At 69.0% G+C, this 17677-nt stretch carries 17 protein-coding genes; 10 read left to right on the top strand and 7 right to left on the bottom strand.

What is annotated here, in order from left to right; all coding sequences use genetic code 11:
• Window positions 1-3: 3 nt before the first annotated feature.
• Window positions 4-702, bottom strand: coding sequence for a response regulator transcription factor (locus tag ACIBL3_RS18890; protein ID WP_396354691.1), 699 nt, complete (start codon window positions 700-702; stop codon window positions 4-6).
• A gap of 122 nt (window positions 703-824) precedes the next feature.
• On the opposite strand from ACIBL3_RS18890, the gene ACIBL3_RS18895 reads away from it, so the two are divergent.
• The 5 genes from ACIBL3_RS18895 to ACIBL3_RS18915 all read left to right on the top strand — a co-directional run bounded on the left by ACIBL3_RS18895 (window position 825) and on the right by ACIBL3_RS18915 (window position 5980).
• Window positions 825-1475: a glycosyltransferase family 2 protein gene (locus tag ACIBL3_RS18895; protein WP_396354692.1), complete on the top strand. Its 651-nt coding sequence runs from the start codon at window positions 825-827 to the stop codon at window positions 1473-1475.
• A complete protein-coding gene (locus ACIBL3_RS18900; protein WP_396354693.1) occupies window positions 1472-2725 on the top strand; it encodes a DUF2064 domain-containing protein in 1254 nt (417 codons plus the stop codon). The genes ACIBL3_RS18895 and ACIBL3_RS18900 overlap by 4 nt, the downstream gene beginning before the upstream one ends.
• A 164-nt stretch (window positions 2726-2889) precedes the next feature.
• Window positions 2890-4110 (top strand): glycosyltransferase 87 family protein, encoded by a 1221-nt coding sequence (locus tag ACIBL3_RS18905; protein WP_396354694.1) that lies wholly within the window; start codon window positions 2890-2892, stop codon window positions 4108-4110.
• Window positions 4111-4115: 5 nt separating this feature from the next.
• Complete coding sequence (locus ACIBL3_RS18910) at window positions 4116-4961, top strand: RimK family alpha-L-glutamate ligase (RefSeq protein ID WP_396354695.1); 846 nt, start codon at window positions 4116-4118, stop codon at window positions 4959-4961.
• Between the two features lie 89 nt (window positions 4962-5050).
• Entirely contained in the window at window positions 5051-5980 is a 930-nt protein-coding gene (locus ACIBL3_RS18915; protein ID WP_396354696.1) for a threonine/serine dehydratase, read from the top strand.
• Here ACIBL3_RS18915 and ACIBL3_RS18920 read toward each other — a convergent pair.
• The 3 genes from ACIBL3_RS18920 to ACIBL3_RS18930 form a co-directional block, all read right to left on the bottom strand.
• Window positions 5970-7421: a glycosyltransferase family 87 protein gene (locus tag ACIBL3_RS18920; protein ID WP_396354867.1), complete on the bottom strand. Its 1452-nt coding sequence runs from the start codon at window positions 7419-7421 to the stop codon at window positions 5970-5972. The genes ACIBL3_RS18915 and ACIBL3_RS18920 overlap by 11 nt on opposite strands.
• 164 nt (window positions 7422-7585) lie before the next feature.
• Window positions 7586-8602: a LacI family DNA-binding transcriptional regulator gene (locus tag ACIBL3_RS18925; protein ID WP_396354697.1), complete on the bottom strand. Its 1017-nt coding sequence runs from the start codon at window positions 8600-8602 to the stop codon at window positions 7586-7588.
• Window positions 8603-8633: 31 nt separating this feature from the next.
• The gene (locus tag ACIBL3_RS18930) at window positions 8634-9155 is read right to left on the bottom strand and encodes a MarR family winged helix-turn-helix transcriptional regulator (protein WP_396354698.1); all 522 of its coding nucleotides are present in this window, start codon (window positions 9153-9155) and stop codon (window positions 8634-8636) included.
• A gap of 40 nt (window positions 9156-9195) precedes the next feature.
• Here ACIBL3_RS18930 and ACIBL3_RS18935 point away from each other — a divergent pair, with 40 nt between their 5' ends.
• The 5 genes from ACIBL3_RS18935 to ACIBL3_RS18955 all read left to right on the top strand — a co-directional run bounded on the left by ACIBL3_RS18935 (window position 9196) and on the right by ACIBL3_RS18955 (window position 13909).
• Window positions 9196-10089, top strand: a complete 894-nt coding sequence (locus ACIBL3_RS18935; RefSeq protein WP_396354699.1) for an EamA family transporter — start codon at window positions 9196-9198, stop codon at window positions 10087-10089.
• Window positions 10086-12095 (top strand): glycoside hydrolase family 36 protein, encoded by a 2010-nt coding sequence (locus ACIBL3_RS18940; RefSeq protein ID WP_396354700.1) that lies wholly within the window; start codon window positions 10086-10088, stop codon window positions 12093-12095. Before ACIBL3_RS18935 ends, ACIBL3_RS18940 begins: the two co-directional genes overlap by 4 nt.
• 79 nt (window positions 12096-12174) lie before the next feature.
• The gene (locus ACIBL3_RS18945; RefSeq protein WP_396354701.1) at window positions 12175-12354 is read left to right on the top strand and encodes a hypothetical protein; all 180 of its coding nucleotides are present in this window, start codon (window positions 12175-12177) and stop codon (window positions 12352-12354) included.
• Entirely contained in the window at window positions 12351-12773 is a 423-nt protein-coding gene (locus ACIBL3_RS18950) for a PIN domain-containing protein (RefSeq protein WP_396354702.1), read from the top strand. The genes ACIBL3_RS18945 and ACIBL3_RS18950 overlap by 4 nt, the downstream gene beginning before the upstream one ends.
• 110 nt (window positions 12774-12883) lie before the next feature.
• On the top strand, window positions 12884-13909 hold the full coding sequence (locus ACIBL3_RS18955; protein ID WP_396354703.1) for a LacI family DNA-binding transcriptional regulator: 1026 nt from the start codon (window positions 12884-12886) through the stop codon (window positions 13907-13909).
• Here the strand turns inward: ACIBL3_RS18955 and ACIBL3_RS18960 are convergent.
• The 3 genes from ACIBL3_RS18960 to ACIBL3_RS18970 are packed head-to-tail and all read right to left on the bottom strand — an operon-like array spanning window position 13885 to window position 17565.
• On the bottom strand, window positions 13885-15807 hold the full coding sequence (locus ACIBL3_RS18960) for a beta-galactosidase (protein ID WP_396354704.1): 1923 nt from the start codon (window positions 15805-15807) through the stop codon (window positions 13885-13887). The genes ACIBL3_RS18955 and ACIBL3_RS18960 overlap by 25 nt on opposite strands.
• A gap of 4 nt (window positions 15808-15811) precedes the next feature.
• A complete protein-coding gene (locus ACIBL3_RS18965) occupies window positions 15812-16717 on the bottom strand; it encodes a carbohydrate ABC transporter permease (RefSeq protein WP_396354705.1) in 906 nt (301 codons plus the stop codon).
• Window positions 16714-17565 (bottom strand): ABC transporter permease, encoded by an 852-nt coding sequence (locus tag ACIBL3_RS18970; protein WP_396354706.1) that lies wholly within the window; start codon window positions 17563-17565, stop codon window positions 16714-16716. The genes ACIBL3_RS18965 and ACIBL3_RS18970 overlap by 4 nt, the downstream gene beginning before the upstream one ends.
• Window positions 17566-17677: the final 112 nt, after the last annotated feature.

The following is a 17677-nucleotide window of genomic DNA, read 5'->3' on the forward strand; positions in this document are numbered from 1 at the left end:
GGTTCATTGGGTCGCTCCGGCGAAGCGGTACCCCGTCCGCGGCACCGTCAGCACCAGCTTCGGGTCGGACGGGTCGGCCTCGAGCTTCTCCCGCAGCCTCCGGACGTGGACCGTCACGGTCGACGAGTCGCCGAAGTCCCAGCCCCAGACCCGGCGGAGCAACTCGGCCTTGGTGTACGCCTTGCCCGGATGCGAGACCAGGTACGTCAGCAGGTCGAACTCCCGGTGTGTCAACGGCAACTCGGCGCCGTCCAGGTACGCGATCCGGGCTGCGGTGTCGATGGTCACCGGCCCGGCCGAGATCTTCGTCGGCGTCAGGTCGAGCCCTGCCAGCCGCTCCTCCCGGCGCAGCATCGCCTGCACCCGCAGGGTCAGCTCGCGCGGGCTGAACGGCTTGACCACGTAGTCGTCGGCCCCGACCTCCAGCCCGACCAGCCGGTCCTCCTCCTCGCCACGGGCGGACAGCATGATCACCGCGGCGCCGTCGTCGGCCGCGCGCATCCGGCGCAGCACCTCCAGCCCGGACAGCCCGGGCAGCATCACGTCCAGTACGACGACCGACGGCTTCCACTGCTGCCACGCCTCGACCGCCGCGACGCCGTCCGCCACCACGCGGGCGTCGTACCCGGCCTTGGTCAGGTACGCCGAGACGACGTTGGACACGGTCGGGTCGTCGTCCACCACGAGCACACGAGTAGCCACGGTAAGAGCGTAGATCTTCACCCCCGGACAACTCGCGGCCCGCACCGCACCGCGTCGCACCGTAAGCGATCCGTAGCCGCGTACGGCGCTCCGCGGACACCGATCGTCCCTACGGTCGAAGAGTGCCGATCGATCTGATCCTGCCCTGCCTGAACGAGGCCGGCGCCTTGCCCTGGGTGCTCGGCCGGCTGCCTGCCGGAGTCCGCGCCGTTGTCGTCGACAACGGATCCACCGACGACTCACGCGAGATCGCCAGCCGGTACGGCGCCACCGTCGTGACCTGCGAGGTCCGCGGGTACGGCGCCGCCTGCCACGCCGGACTGGAAGCCGCAGAGTCCGACGTCGTCGCGTTCATGGATGCCGACGCGTCACTGGATCCACAGCAGCTCGTGCGAGTGACGGCGCCCGTGCAGACCGGCCAGGCAGACCTCATGCTCGGCCGTCGCCGTCCGGTGTCACGCGGCGCGTGGCCGTGGCATCTCCGATTGGCGAACGCCGAGTTGTCCCGCCGGATCAGACGCCGTACCGGAGTCCGGCTGAGCGACCTCGGCCCGATGCGCGCGGCGCGCCGTCTCGACCTGCTCGCGCTCGATCTGAACGATCGCCGGTCGGGATACCCGCTGGAGACCGTCGTCCGCGCGGCCGACGCGGGCTGGCGGATCGCCGAGACCGACGTCGACTACCTGCCAAGATCCGGACGCTCCAAGGTCACGGGTACACCGGTCGGCGCCGCCCGTGCTGTCCTGGACATGTCGAAGGTGTTGTCCGGATGATCGCCGGGACCCTCATCGTGATCGCCAAGGAGCCGGTGCCGGGGCGGGTGAAAACGCGGCTGCAGACCGAGTTCACCCCGAACGAAGCGGCCGCCCTCGCCCGCGCCTCGCTCGCCGACACGCTCAACGCGGTCCGCTCCGCCCCAGCCTCCCGTCGCGTCCTCGCACTCGACGGCGAACCGGGGCCGTGGCTTCCGGACGGGTTCGACGTCGTCGCGCAACGCGGCGACGGCCTGGACGAGCGGCTCGCCGCCGCTTTCGAGGACGCATTCGACGGCACGCCGATGCTCCTCGTCGGCATGGACACGCCCCAGCTCACCAGCGACCACCTGAGCTTCGACTGGCGCGGGTACGACGCCGTCCTCGGACCGACCGACGACGGCGGGTACTGGTGCCTGGGCCTGCGACTCCCGGATCGCCGGGCGCTGATCGGCGTACCGATGTCGACCGAGCACACCGGGCGGGACCAGCTGCGCCGGCTGCGCGCACTCGGCCTGCGTGTTCTGCTGCTGCCGACACTGCGCGACCTGGACACTCCACGGGACGCGGCCCTGATCGCGGTTGCCCACCCGTCGTTGCGCGTGTCCCGCCTGTACCGGCGACTGCATCACGCAGCCCATCCGGGATCGCTGTTCGACCAGGCCCTCGGCGGTACGGCGAATGTCGTTGCCATCAGCACCGACGGGCGGACCGTGCCGTCGCTGTCCGAGGTGGAGCGCTGGAGCTCACCGGCAGACGAGGTGGACCAACTCGCTCTCAGCCGCTGCGAAGGCCCCGTGCTCGACATCGGCTGCGGCCCGGGCCGGATCGTCACCGCACTGGCCGAACGCGGCATCCCGGCGCTGGGCGTGGACATCTCGCCGCGGGCGGTGTCGCTCACCACGTCGCGCGGCGCGCCCGCGCTCCGCCGGCCGGTGCACGAGCGGCTGCCCGGTGAGGGTCGCTGGGGCAGCGTTCTGCTGATGGACGGCAACATCGGCATCGGCGGTGACCCCGCCGCCCTGCTCCGCCGGTGCGCCGAACTGGTCCGGCCCGGCGGTCTGATCCTGGTCGAGGTCGACCCGGACGACGATCTCGACGACACCGCGCCGATCGTGCTGCACAGCTCGACCGGTCGCCGGTCCACCCCATTGCCCTGGGCAAGAGTCGGCAGCCGCGCCCTGCTCCGCCACGCCCTCGCGGCCGACCTCTACCCCACCGAAGACTGGCGAACCCCAACCCGAGCCTTCCTGACCCTCCGAGCCTCCTGATGCGACTCCCACTCCCCACTGGCGGGTTCTTTGACCGATGGCGGGTTGCAGCACGCCAGCGGTCAAACAGGCCGTCAGTGGTCGGCGGAGCTGTGGCTGTGGCCGCGTGTGGCGGGGTGATTGCGGCGAGTGCGCGGGGGTGGTGGCCGAATCTGGTGCTCGTCGTGGCGAGTCTGATCGTGATGCTCGTGGTGTGGAGGTTCGCGAAGGGCGTGGGTGTGCTCGGGGTGGTGGCAGTCGCGGGGCTCTGCCAGTTGCCGGGGCTGACGCAGCCGCCGATCACCAGTACGGATGCCTACCGCTATGTCTGGGACGGGCGGGTGCAGCTGTCCGGAAGTTCGCCGTACTCACACGTCCCGCTGGACGACTCGTTGGCGCGGTTGCGCGATCCCGTGCTGTTCCCGGGACTGTCACCCGAGCAGAGATCAGGCGTCACCGGTCCGCCGCGCATCTCGAAGGACCTGGCGGCGATCTCCGCCGACGACCCCAGGACGCGGATCAACCGCCCACAGGTCCCGACCATCTATCCGCCCGTCGCCCAGGCCTACTTCACTGTCGTCGCGGCCGTCACGCCGTGGTCAGCAGGAACCCTGGGTCTCCAGATCGCCGCCGCACTGCTCGCCGTCGCACTCACCTGGCTACTCGCAGTGCAGGGCCGCGATCCGCGCTGGGCTGCGTTGTGGGGTTGGTCACCGATCGTCGCCCTCGAAGCCGGCAACGCCGCCCACGTCGACGTACTGGCCGCGCTCCTGATCGTCGCCGCCGTGGTAGCCACCGCCCGCCGCCCGATGCTGGCCGGAATCCTGCTCGGCGCCGCCGCCGGCGTGAAACTCCTGCCACTGCTCTTGCTGCCCGCGTTCACCAAACGACAGTCGATCGTTGCCGCTGGCACCTTCATCGGGTCCTACCTCCCGCACGTGGTCGTCGCGGGCACCCTGGTGCTGGGGTTCCTGCCCGGCTACCTGACTCAGGAGGGCTTCTCCGACGGCAGTTCGAGATCGGCGATTCTCGCGCTCCTGTTGCCTCCTGGGCCTCGTCAGCTCGTCGCCGTGCTGCTCGCGGTGACCCTCGCCGTACTGGCGCTCCGGCGGCAGCCGATCGCCCTCACCTGCTGCTGGCTGTACGGCGCCGCGCTGCTGATCGCGACCCCCACCTACCCGTGGTACGGCCTCCCCCTGATCGCGCTCGCCGCACTCGCGAAGCGGCCTGAGTGGCTCGCCGTACCGCTCGCGTCGTACCTGGCGTATGCGAGCTTCGGGCACGAGACTCGTCAGGGGCTGAGCTACCTCGGCGCGGGTGTCATCGTTGTCACCGTGCTCACGATCCGTCACCGGATGACTGCGAGAAAGCGGTTTGACTCGTTGGCCGGGGCCTGCCAACACTGAGCGGCGTGACGAAACGCATCGCCCTCGCGACCTCGGCCGAACACCCGGGGTTGCACGAGCACGACCTCCCCCTCGTCGACGCACTCGAGAAGGCCGGGCTCGACCCGGTCGCCGAGGTGTGGAGCGACCCGTCGGTGGACTGGTCGTCCTATGACGCCGTCCTGCTCCGCTCGGTGTGGGACTACCACCTCAGGTACGACGAGTTCACCGAGTGGCTCGCCGTCGTCGACAAGGCCGGCGTACCGATGCTGAACGACACCGGTCTGGTCCGGTGGAGCGGCGACAAGCGCTACCTGCTCGAACTGCGGGAACGCGGGGTCGCGATCGTGCCGTCCCAGATCGCCGCCGGCGAGTGCCTGCGCGAGGTGGTCACCGGGCTCGCGGGCCAGGGGATCGTCGTCAAGCCGACCGTCGGAGCCGGCGCCGCGCACACGATCCGCGGCATCGCCGGGTCCGCCGAGTTGGACCAGGCGATCGCGGAGCTTCCGGACACCGTCTACCTGGTCCAGCCGTTCCAGCAGCAGGTTCAGACCGACGGCGAGTGGTCGCTCGTCTTCATCGACGGCGAGTTCAGCCACGCCGTCGTCCAGCGTCCGGTGGCTGGTGACTACCGGGTGCAGCTGATGCACGGCGGGACCGCGACCGTCACCGAGCCCTCGGCCGCCGTACTCGAGAGCGCCCAAGCGATCCTGGCCGCAGCAGGCCGGCCGCTCTACGCCCGCGTCGACGGACTGGTCGTCAACGGCCGGTTCCTGCTGATGGAGCTCGAGCTGATCGAGCCGTACCTGTTCTTCCCCCAGGCCCCGGAGGCAGTCGAGAAGCTGGCCGCCGCGGCCGCGCAGCGGGTCTAGACCGTCAGACACGCCGCTCCCAGCGCGTCGCCGTCTCGCGGCATATGAGAGTACCTCGACTGACTTGATAGACAAATAGAGTCGATGGCATGCCGACGTTCGAGGACATCCAGCAGGCCGCCGACCAGCTCGAGGGCCGGATCCACCGCACCCCGATCCTCACCTCGAGCGCGCTGAACGAGCGCTTCGGCGGGACGCTGCTGCTGAAGGCCGAGCTGTTCCAGAAGACCGGCAGCTTCAAGGTGCGCGGGCTGCTCACCAAGCTGCTCCGGCTCAGTGCCGAGGAGCGCGAGCGCGGGGTCGTCACGGTCTCGGCCGGGAACGCGGCGGGCGCGCTCGCCTGGGCCGCCCGGGCCGCCGGCGTCCCGGCCACGGTGGTGATGGCGACGACCGCCGTACCGGCGAAGATCGACGCCGCTCGCGGGTACGGCGCCACCGTCGAGCTGGTCGAGGGCGACCTGATCGCGCAGTACGAACGGATCCGCGACGAGCGGAAGCTGACCGGTGTGCACCCGTTCGACGACGAGGACGTGATCACCGGTCACGGCAGCCTCGGTCTCGAACTGCTGGCCGACCGTCCCGACCTCGACACCGTCCTGGTCCCGGTCGGCGGCGGCGGACTCATCTCCGGTGTCGCCCTCGCGGTCAAGCTGGTCAAGCCGGAGATCCGGGTGATCGGCATCGAGCCCGAGCAAGCCGACGTGGTCAGCCGCAGCCTCGCGGCGGGCGCACCGCAGAAGCTGCCGACCGCCCGTTCGATCGCCGACGGGCTGGCCGCGCCGGTCTGCGGCACGCGTAACTTCCCGATCATCCAGCAGCACGTCGACCGCGTCGTCCGCGTGAGCGAGGAAGCGCTCCTGGAAGCGACTCAGCTGGTGATGTCGCGCACGAAGCTCGCGCTGGAGCCGGCCGCCGCCGCGCCGTTCGCCGCCCTGCTGGAGGGCAGCATTCAGCTCGACGGAACCACGGCATCGATCGTCAGCGGCGGCAACCTGGACGTGTCAAAGCTCAAGCTCTAGCCGGCACCAAGACATCGGACTTCACGCCGTCGCTCGGGTCGTCGATCACGTCACCCTGGCGGACCGGATCCTTCTCCGGCAGCAGGATGTCGCGCGACACCACCAGCATCAGCCAGAGCGTGCCGGCCATCCGCAGGACCACCGCGAGCCAGTAGATCCGGTCGGGCTGCTCCGGATTCCCGGGTGCGAGGAACTGGGCCAGATGCATCCAGACCAGCATCCAGTAGAAGCATTCGCAGACCTGCCAGATCAGCCAGTCCCGCAGCCGTGGCCGGGCCAGCGCCACCAGCGGCAGCAGCCACAGCACGTACTGCGGTGAGTAGACCTTGTTGATCAGCAGGAACGCCGCCACCACCAGGAACGCGAGCTGGGCGAACCGCGGTGGCCGCGGCGCCATCAGCCCGAGGATCGCGATCGACAGGCAGAGTCCGGCGAAGATCACGATGTTCAGCTGGTTGACGTCGGCGACCTCGTGCTTGGCCAGTTTCAGCACGTACCAGATCGAGCCGTAGTCGCTCTCCCGCTCGTCGTTGAAGGTCCAGAACGACATCCACTCGTTCTTCGCCAGCAGGTAGATCGGCGCGTTCACCAGACCCCAGGCGAAGATCGCGGCCAGGGTCGCCTGGAACCACGGCCAGAGCTTGCGGCCTCGGATGCAGACGATCAGCAGGGGCCCGAGCAGCAGGAACGGGTAGAACTTGGCCGCTGTCCCCAGGCCGAGCAGGATCCCGAACCAGATCGGCCGGCCCCGCGACCACGCGAACATCGCGCCGGCCGTCAGCGCCACCGCGAACAGGTCCCAGTTGATCGTCGAGGTCAACGCGAGCACCGGCGCGGCGGCGACGTACAGGGCGTCCAGTGGCTGCCCGCGAGCCGCGCCCGGGCGTGTCTCGACCCCACGTGCCGTGGCGACGGTCAGGCCGACGATGAGCAGGGCGCACAGGAACAGCAGGACGACGTTGACCACGAAGAAGACGCCGGCCGTGTCGCGCTTCTCCTCGACGGTCAGGTCCTTCCTCGGGTCGCCGGTGATCACCCAGGTGATCCGCGCCGCGGCCTCCATGAACCCGCCGGTCAGCACCGGGTACTCCAGCACCGGGTAGTTGCCGGTGTCCAGGAACGGCCGGTTGCCCTCGGCGAACCCGCGCTCCTGGTACAGGAAGCCGATATCGGAGTAGCAGAGCGCCTTGAACGGACGCCAGCTCTGCCGGTCCCAGCCCGCTTCCATGCACGGCGCCTTCTGCAGCACACCGAGCGCGAACGTGACCGTGCACACCGCGAGCGCGATCCGTAGCGGCGTCCACCAGGACGAGCTCAGCCGGGCGAACCGGCCCATCGGCCCACCGATGCCCACCGTCAGGCCCGCAACGGACGCGTCGGCCTCCGAGGGGCTCAGCCGGTCCTTGGGGTCCTGGCTACGTGGTCCGGTCACGGGGGGCATCATCTCCTATCCGCTCGACCGACGACCAGGGAAGGTTACCCACCCCTCCCCAGCGCCGCCAGCAGCGCCGCGGCACGCTCCGGATCCTCCCACCAGGTACGACGACCTCGCGCAAGCGGGCCGCGGCATCGTCGGCCTGCGCCGCCTGCCACTGCGTCTCAGTTTCACCTGCAAGGTGGTGGGGCGGAACTTGCGCGGGCCTGGAGTTTGGGGGTCGAGTACAGGTGTGGGGCCGGATCGGCTCCTTCGAGGAGGGCGAACAGGCGGGTTGCGACCTCCGCGCCGTAGCCGACGACGTCGTGGCTCATCGCGGTCAGGGTCGGGTGCGTGATCCGGCAGAGCGCGGAGTCGTCCCAGGCGATCAGCGTCACCTCGTCCGGGCAGCGCACGCCGAGGGTGCCGAGCATCGACAGGCCGGCGACCGCCATCAGGTCGTTGTCGTAGACGATCGCGGTCGGCGGCGTCGCCGACGACATCAGCTGCCGGGTCGCGACCGCGCCCTGGTCGCCGGAGAAGTCCGTGTGCACGACCTCCGCGGACAACCCGGTACGGCGGGTCGCGTCGGCGAAGGCCTGGTCCCGGATCCAGACATTCCCGTGGTCGGATGGACCGGCGACCCTGGCGATGCGGCGATGCCCCAGCTCGGCGACATGGTCGACGGCTGCCGCCATGGCCGTCGTACTGTCCGTCCAGACGCAGGTCAGGCCGTCGGCCAACGAGGGATCGCCGACCAGGACGGTCGGCAGCTCGAGCTGCTTCAGCAAAGGAATACGTGGGTCGTCGGCCTTGACGTCGACCACGACGACGCCGTCCACGCGCTTCTCCCGGGACCATTTCCGGTAGGCCGCGAGCTCCTCCTCCGTGCCCGGCACGGTCCGCAGCGCCAACGCGTACGAGCGTTCGCTGAGAACACCTTCCAGCCCGCCCACAAAGGCCATATAGAACGGCTCTTCGCTCAGCGTCTGAGCCGGCCGCGCGAGGATCAGACCGAACGTCTCGCTGCGCGCGACGGACAGCTGGCGGGCGACCGGATTCGGCACCCACTCCAGCTCCTCGGCGACCTTGAGCACCCGCGCTCGGGTCTCCTCGGACACGCCAGGCTGACCATTCAGCGCGTACGAGACCGCCCCCTTCGACACCCCTGCCCGGCGGGCGATCTCCCGGATCGTCACCCGTGCCATCAGCACCTCCCTCGGGTCCCCGCCGGAGAATCTACCGGAAATGCTTTTCCCCGCTGTCGTTCGGCGGCTCCAGAGCGGCGAGCCAGGTGGTGAGCAGTTGCTCCAACTGCTTGGCGTCGTCCGGGTCGAGTGCGTCCAGCAGCCGCCGCTCGTTGGCCATGTGGGCCGTGAACGCCCGGTCGAACAGCCGCCGCCCGGCCGGGGTCAGGCGGACGACCCGACCTCGCCCGTCGTCATCGCTGCGGCGTCGCTGCACCAGGCCTGCCTGTTCGAGCCGGTCCACTCGCTTGGTGACCGCGCCGGTCGTCACCATCGTGTGCAGCGCGATCTCGCCAGGCGCCCGCTCGTACGGCGAACCCGCACGACGCAACGCCGCGAGCACGTCGAACTCCCCCTCGGACAGCCCGTACTTCGCGTACAGCAGGGTCAGCTCGCCGGTCAGGTGGTTGGCGATCCGGTGCAGCCGGCCGATCACCCCCTGCGGGCCGGTGTCGACGTCCGGCCGCTCGATCGCCCACTCCGCCTGGATCCGCGCCACATGATCGTCGGTCACGAGTCGCAGTATATCTTCCCGGGAAGATATAATAGTTTCCATGGAAGATACCCTCCGCTGGGTGCTCGTCACCGCGATCGCCCCGATCGCCTGGGGCACGAACTACTTCGTCACCCACGAGTACCTGCCGGCCGGTTATCCCCTGTACGGCGGCGTCGTCCGCGCACTGCCCGCCGGCCTGCTCCTGCTGTGCATCGCCCGTCGTCTCCCCCGCGGTGCATGGTGGTGGCGTTCGCTCCTGCTCGGCGTCTGCAACATGGGCGCGTTCTTCGCACTCATCTATCTCGCGGCCCAACTGCTGCCGGTCAGCCTCGCCTCGACCATCATGTCCGCGTCGCCGCTCGCGATGGCCGGCTTCGCATGGGCGTTGCTGGCCGAGCGCCCGACCGCTCCGGTGCTCGTTGGCGCGGCGGCTGGGATCGCCGGCGTCTACCTGATGCTCGGCGCCGGCGCCTCAGGGGTGGATCTCCGCGGCGTCGCGGCCTCGCTCGCCGCGATGACGATGTCGTCCTGCGGCTACGTGCTCGCCAAGAAGTGGGGCGGCACCGACAGCCCCTTGGCCACCACCTCCTGGCAACTCATCGCCGGTGGCCTGGTGCTGATCCCGTTCGCCGTCTTGATCGAAGGTCCACCACCAGCTCTCGACGGACCGGCGTACGGCGCTTTCGCCTACGTCAGCCTGATCGCCACCGCGCTGGCCTTCTCCGCCTGGTTCGCCGGTCTGCGCCACCTCACCACCGCCACGGTCGGACTCATCGGACTGCTCAACCCGCTCACCGGCGCGCTGCTCGGCCTGACGCTGTCCGGCGACCTGCTCACCCTGCCGCAATGGCTCGGGATGGCACTGGTGCTGCTCGGCATCACGCTCGCCCGCCCGCGACGCGAGACGACCGTTGCGCGGCCGGTGGCCGAGCCTCCTAAGGTTTATCGATGAACCTGCGCTGGAGCACCCCATCAGGCCTGACGCTGTCCTTCACCCTCGACGACGACGGTCCGGTGCGGCTGAGCGTCGTACCCGTAGAGCCGACGAGTCAGCCGTTGGTGGAGGTGTCGGCCATCGGGTACGGGCGTTCGCCCGGCACGAACCGGCATGTGGACACGATCCTCGGCAAGCGGCTGCGGTACGTGACCCACGAGGACAGCGGGTCGACGTTCCGCATCGTCCAGGAGGACGCCGAGACGGGTCTGCGGGTGACGAGTGTGTTCGAGGCGCGGGACGGCGTACGGGCGTGGTCCGAGGCGGTCATGACCGGCCCGGTGTCGCTCGAGTTGGACTTCCTGTCGTCACTGGTGGTCGGGCTCGAGTCGGTGGATGCGGACCTGTACTCGGCGGCCAACGACTGGATGGCCGAGAACCGGTGGTCGGTGCAGTCGTTGCGATCGGGCGGAGCGCCGGAGATCGTTCGCGATCCGCACTACCCGATCGCGAAGAGCCGGCACGCGGTCACCAGTACCGGTTCCTGGTCGAGCGGTGAGCGGCTGCCGGTCGGCGTCCTGGTCGACCGTGATGCGCCGTACGCGCTGGGCTGGCAGATCGAGCACAACGGGCCGTGGCACTACGAGCTCGGCGAGGACCGGCGTGGTGGCTACCTGCTGCTGAGCGGGCCAACCGACCAGGAGCACCAGTGGACGGTGCGGCTCACTGCGGACGAGCCGTTCACGACCGTGCCCGTCTCTCTGGTCGCGGGGACCGATCGGGACAGTGCGTTCGGCGCGCTCACGCGGCAGCGCCGTACGCTCCGGATGCGGCGACCGGTCGACGACCGGATGCCAATCGTGTTCAACGACTACATGAACACGCTGATGGGCGACTCGACGACCGAGAAGTTACTGCCGCTGATCGACGCCGCCGCGGACGTCGGGGCCGACTACTTCTGCATCGACGCCGGCTGGTACGCCGAAGGCGACTGGTGGAACACGGTCGGCGGCTGGCAACCCTCGACCACGCGGTTCCCGAACGGCCTCGGCGAGGTGATCGACCGGATCCACAAGCGTGGAATGGTCCCCGGGCTGTGGCTGGAGCCTGAGGTGATCGGCGTGAACGCACCGATCGCGTCGGTGCTTCCCGACGACGCGTTCCTGACCCGGCGCGGGATCCGGGTCGCCGAGCACGGCCGCTACCTGCTCGACCTGCGCAGCCCGCTCGCCCGGCAGCACCTCGACGACACCGTCGACCGGCTGGTGAACGACTTCGGCGTCGGCTTCTTCAAGTTCGACAACAACACCATGACCGGTCCGGGCACCGACAAGGGCGGTACGTCGCTCGGCCAGGGACTGCTCGAACACAACCGGGCGTTGCTCAGCTGGCTGGACGCGTTGCAGGAGCGGCATCCGTCGTTGCTGATCGAGAACTGCGCGTCCGGCGCGATGCGGATGGACTACGCGATGCTGTCCCGCCTGCACCTGCAGTCCACGTCCGACCAGCAGCACCCGTTGCTCTACGCCCCGATCACAGCTGCCGCGCCGGCCGCCGTACTCCCCGAACAAGCCGGCCACTGGGCCTACCCCATCACCGGAACCACCCGCGAGGAGTTCACCCTCGCCCTGGTCAACGGCATCCCCGGGCGCCTCTACCTCTCCGGCCACCTCAACCACATGACCGCCGCCGAGCTCGACCTCGTCCGCTCCGCCCTCACCGCCCACCGCACCCTGCTCACCGACCTCGAAATCCTGGTCCCCACCTGGCCCCTGGGCCTCCCCACCTGGACCTCCGACTGGGTCGCCCTGGCCCTCACCGGTCCCTCGGTCACCTACCTCACCATCTGGCACCGCACCCCGGACCCCGCCGAACTCACCCTCCCCCTCGGCAACTTCACCGTCGACCCCTTCTTCCCGTCAGACCCCACCGGCTGGACCCACACCACGACCGCCAACGACCTGACCTTGACCAAGACCCTCTCCGAACCATCCGCCCGCATCTTCCGCCTGTCGAACACGTAGGCCATGACTTTGCCTGTGGAGACCGGAGCGACAGCGATCACGGCTCCGGTAGTCTTGTGGTGAATGGGAGGTGATCGCCATGTCGGAGCCGACATCAGCGCCTGACGCGATTGAGCACGCCGATGCGTCGTACTGGCATGCGCAGAGCCTCGAGCAGATCGGAGGCGGCACCGAGCCCCTCAGCGAAGACGAGTCGTTCGAGATCCCAGACCTGACCGACGATGAGTGGGACCGGTTCGTGCGAGCGATTCACGAGTGACCATCGGGACGGTCCTGCTCGACACCAACGTGTTCACAGCCTGGCTGAAACCACGCTCGACCTTGGTGCCGCTGTACGGCAAACATGTCTTCGGCCGACGGATCGCCGTCGCTCCGCAGACGGTTGCGGAGGCCCGGTACGGCGCCATCGTTGCGAACTGGGGTGAGAAGCGACTGGACAACCTCGAGCGGTTGATCCACCGGAGCGTGATTCTCCCCGGAGACGACGAGACGACCTGGGCGCATGCCCGGTTGCGCGCCGAGTGTCGCCAGGTCGGCCACCCGCTGCACCAGAAGCAGCATGTCGGCGATCTCTGGATCGCCGCCACCGCTCGGCGCTGGCATCTGCCGTTGGTCGCACACGATGCCGTGTACGTCGACTGCCCCCGCCTCGAACTGGTCACGGAACTCCAGCGCTAGCCCGAAGGCAGGACTTGACAGACGGCTTGGGCGACTCGACGCTAATGCTTCGGGTCGAAGCGCTTCGACTGGGTAAGACTGGACCACCACCAGGAGAAGGAGCTTTGACGATGGTCACGATCGCGGACGTCGCGCGGCATGCCGGGGTCGCGGCCAGCACGGTGTCCTACGTGCTCAGCGGGAAGCGGTCGATCTCGTCCGACACCCGCGAACGCGTCCAGCGCAGCGTCCGCGCGCTCGGCTACCGGCCGAACGCGAGTGCCCGCGCGCTCGCCAGCCAGCGGTCCAACGTGCTCGCGCTGGTGATCCCGTTGCGCACCGGCATGCATGTCCCGGTGATGATGCAGTTCGCCACCGCCGTGGTGACCGCGGCCCGCCGGTTCGACCACGACGTACTGCTGCTGACCGCCGACGAAGGGCCTGAGGGGCTCGAGCGAGTGGCGCAGAGCTCGCTCGTGGACGCGCTGGTCGTGATGGACGTCGAGCTGCACGACGAGCGGGTGCCGGTGCTGCGGGAGCTGCCGATGCCGTCGGTGCTGATCGGGTACCCGGCCGACGCCGATGGACTGACCTGCATCGACCTGGACTTCGTTGCCGCGGGCGCCCATTGCGTGGACCACCTGGCCGACCTCGGGCACCGCTCGCTCGCCCTGCTCGGTACGCCGTCCGCCGTCTACGAACGCCAGACCGGCTTCGCGCAACGCACGCTGACCGGCTTCGTGGAAGCGGCCGACCGGCGCGGAATCCTCGGGGTCGAGACGCCCTGTGAGCACACGTTCGACGCGATCCTCGGCACGGTCGAGCAGCTGCTCGACGAGCATCCGGACATCACCGGGCTGGTCGTGCAGAACGAACCGATCATCGGCCCGCTGCTCGACGTACTGCGCCGCCTCGGCCGCCGCGTCCCCGAGGACATGTCGCTGATGGCGATCTGCGCGGACGACGTCGCCGAACGGCAGGTGCCGCAACTGTCCTCGGTCACCATCCCGGCCGAGCGGATCGGCGAGCAGGCGGTCGAGTCGCTGATCGCGAAGCTCGAGGGCGGCGCCGTACCCGAGCTGACCCTGCTCCCGCCGAAGGTCACCGCCCGGGCCAGCACCTGCGAAGCGCCTCAGGGCGACCGAACCACGGCGTAGCCACCGCCCGGCACCAACAACGAGCCGTCTACGCGAGCGCCGGAGATCAGCTCGACTCCATCAGTGGGTACGTCGACTTGCGCGTCACCGTGGTTGAAGTAGAAGGTCCACGTGGTGTCGCCCGCGCGACGCCGTACGGTCTCCACTGGGGAGGGTGAGAGATCGTAGATGCCGGCGGCCGTTTCGAAGTCGATCGCGGTCGAGACGTACCAAGCGGTTCCTTCGCCGACCTGACGGCGGGTGATCGCCGGCTTCCCGTCGAGCACTCCCCCGACGTACCGGTCGACCACCTCGGCCGACACCGCCTCCACGTCCTCACTCCACAACCGCCCGCGCCCACCGGACGACAACTCCACCTCGCCGTCAGCCGGCAGCGGGTGGAACTCCTCGACCCGCACCCCGAGCAACTCCCGGAAGGCACCCGGATAGCCGCCGAGCCGGACCTGTACGTCGGGATCGACGATGCCGCTGAAGTACCCGACCACCAACTGCCCGCCACCCTCGACATAGGCCGCCAATGAGGCCGCCGCCTCGTCGCTGACCAAGTACAGCGACGGCACCACGACCGTCTGGTACGACGACAAGTCCGCCGAAGGTCCCGCGAAGTCGACAGTCACTCCCGCCCGCCAGAAGTGCCGATGCGCATCCTGCACCGCCGCCAAGTAGTCCAGCGACGACGACGGCAGATGCGTCCCCTGCATCGCCCACCAGCACTCGACATCCCACAGGATCGCCACGTCGGCGACGACCGCGGCATCCGCCACCTCGGCCAGCGAAGGCAGTGCCGCTCCCAACGCGACGACCTCACGGAAGATCCGCGACGAAGGACCTGCATGCGGGACCAGAGCCGAGTGATACATCTCCGCCCCGCCCCGCGATGCCCGCCACTGGAAGAACAGCGAACCGGTGGACCCGCGGGCGATGTGCGACAGACTGTTCCGCGCCATCCGCCCGGGTTCCTTCGGGTGCAGTCGCTGCCCGTCGTTCAACGCTCCCGCGGCCTGCTCCATCAGCAGCCAGGGATTCCCACCGGCCCACGACCGCGCGAGATCTGCGCCGAAGGCGGTCTGCTCCTCGGCGCCGAGGTCGGTCCGGCCGGGATAGTGGTCAATGGCAACGACATCGACCTCGGCCGCCCACTGCGCGTGGTTGACCGGCACCCAGCCACCGAACACGTAGTTCGTGGTGATCGGCAACGACGACAGCGCCCGGAGCTCGGCCTTCTGCTCGCGATACGCCGCCAGCAACTCGTCCGACCAGAACCGCCGGTAGTCCAGGTACTGCGTCGGATTCACCAGGTACTGCGTACGACGTGGCGGCTGCACGTCCTGCCAATCGGAGTACCCCTGGCTCCAGAAGGCCGTGGTCCACGCAGCATTCAACCGCTCGAGCGACCCGTACCGCTCCAGCAGCCAGGACCGGAACCGCTCGGCGGCCAGCGAGCAGTAGCACGTCGTCCCGTACTCGTTGTGGACGTGCCACATCGCCAGCGCAGGATGATCGTGATATCGCTCGGCCAACGCACGCGCGATCCCGACGGCTGCCGAACGATAGCCCGGCGCACACGCGCAATACGTGTCCCGGCTGCCGTGCGTCAGCCGTACGCCGTCAGCCGTCACCGGCAACGCCTCCGGGTGCAACCGGCTGAACCACGGCGGCGGTGACGCGGTCGGCGTGGCCAGGTCGACGCTCACGCCGGCGTCGTACAACCGGTCGAGCACCCGGTCCAGCCAACCGAACTCGTAGACGCCGGGCGACGGCTCGAGACTCGACCAGGAGAAGACGCCGACGGTGACGAGGTTGACGCCGGCCTGGCGCATCAGGTCGGCGTCCTCCTTCCACACCGACTCGTCCCACTGGTCCGGGTTGTAGTCGCCGCCGTACCAAAGTCGCGTCATACCCCTAGCCTTTCACCGCGCCGATGATGACGCCCTTGGTGAAGTGGCGCTGGATGAACGGGTAGACCAGCAGCACCGGGACGATCGCGATCACCACGATCGCCATCTTGATCGCCAGGCTCGGCGCCGGCGCCATCCCCAGCCCGGTGCCGTTCGCGATCCCGCCGGCCCCGGTCGGCAGCACCTGCGCCTGCACGATGTAGGTCCGCAGCACCATCTGCAACGGCCACTTGTTGTTGTCGTTGATGTAGAGCAGCGCGTTGAAGAACGCGTTCCAGTACCCGACCGCGTAGAACAGCCCGACCACCGCGACCACCGCCTTCGACAGCGGCAGCACGATCCGGCGCAGGATCGCGAACTCCCCGGCGCCGTCGATCCGGGCGGAGTCGATCAGCTCACCCGGGATGCCCATGAAGAACGACCGCATCACGATCAGGTTGAACGCCGACACCGCGGTCGGCAGGATCAGCGACGCGTAGCTGTCGATCAGCCCGAGCGCGTTCACCACCAGGTAGCTCGGGATGATGCCCGGCCCGAACAGGAACGTCAGCAGCACCACGAACAGCAACGGCCGGTGGAACAACGACCCCGGCCGCGACAACCCGTACGCCGCCAAGACGGTGATCCCCAGGCTGAACGCCGTACCGATCAGCGTGATGAAGACACTGATCACCAACGCCCGCGTGACAACTCCCCCGGACAGCAGTTGCGCGTACGCCGCCAGCGTCAACTCCCGCGGTACGACGACCAGCCCGCCGGCTCGTGTCACGGCCTCGGTCGTGGACAGGCTCGTGATCACCACGACGTACAGCGGAAAGGTCACGGCGAGCGCAACCAACGCCAGCACCACCGGCCGCGACAGCCTCGCGATCCTGGTCGGTTCCTCTTCCCAGACAGCTCTTGTCGTCATGAGCGGGAATACACCCCCTGCTCGCCCACCATGTGGGCGAATCGGTTGGCCACCAGGACGAGGACGAGGCCGACGACACCCTTGAAGAGGCCGGCGGCGGCGCCGTACCCGAAGTCGCCGACGAGCAGGCCCTGGTAGTAGACGTACGTGTCGAGTACTTCGGCCGCGCTGCCGCCGACCGCGCTACGTTGCAGGATGAACTGCTCGAAGCCGACCGTCAGCGCGTCGCCGAGCCGGAGGATGAGCAGCAGCACGATCACCGGGCGCAGGCCCGGCAGGGTGATGTGCCAGAGCCGGCGGCGCCGGTTCGCGCCGTCGGCTGCGGCCGCCTCGTAGAGCGCCGGGTTGATGGTCGACAGCGCGGCGAGGAAGACGATCATCCCCCAGCCGGCGTCCTTCCAGATCGACTGCGCGGTGACCAGCAGGATGAAGGTGTCCGGCTTGGTCATCAGGTCGACCGCCTCGTAGCCGTTCGCCCGCAGCGACTGGGCCAGCAGACCGGCGCCGCCGATCATCTGCTGGAACAGCGACACGACCAGCACCCAGGAGAAGAAGTGCGGCAGGTAGACGACGCCCTGGATCAGCGTCCGCAGCCGGACCGACAGCACGCTGTTCAGCAGCAGCGCGAGCCCGATCGGGACCGGGAAGAAGAACACCAGCTGGACGGCGGTGATGCTCAGGGTGTTCGCGACCGCTTTCCAGAACGCCGACTCGGAGAACAGCCGGCTGAAGTTGGCGAACCCGACGAAGTCGCTGCCCCGGATCCCGACGTACGGCGAGTAGTCCTGGAACGCGATCACGTTGCCCAGCGTCGGGAAGTAGTGAAACACCCCCAGCAACACCACCACCGGCAACACCATCACCAACAACGGCCAATCCCGCCGCAACCGATGCCGAAACCCCGCTCCACCACGGGGCCGTCGTGGCGCCGACGAAGGCTTCACCCTGGTCGGCGCCGTA

Origin of the sequence: Kribbella sp. NPDC050124, assembly GCF_044460355.1 — a bacterium.
Taxonomy (GTDB): Bacteria; Actinomycetota; Actinomycetes; order Propionibacteriales; family Kribbellaceae; genus Kribbella.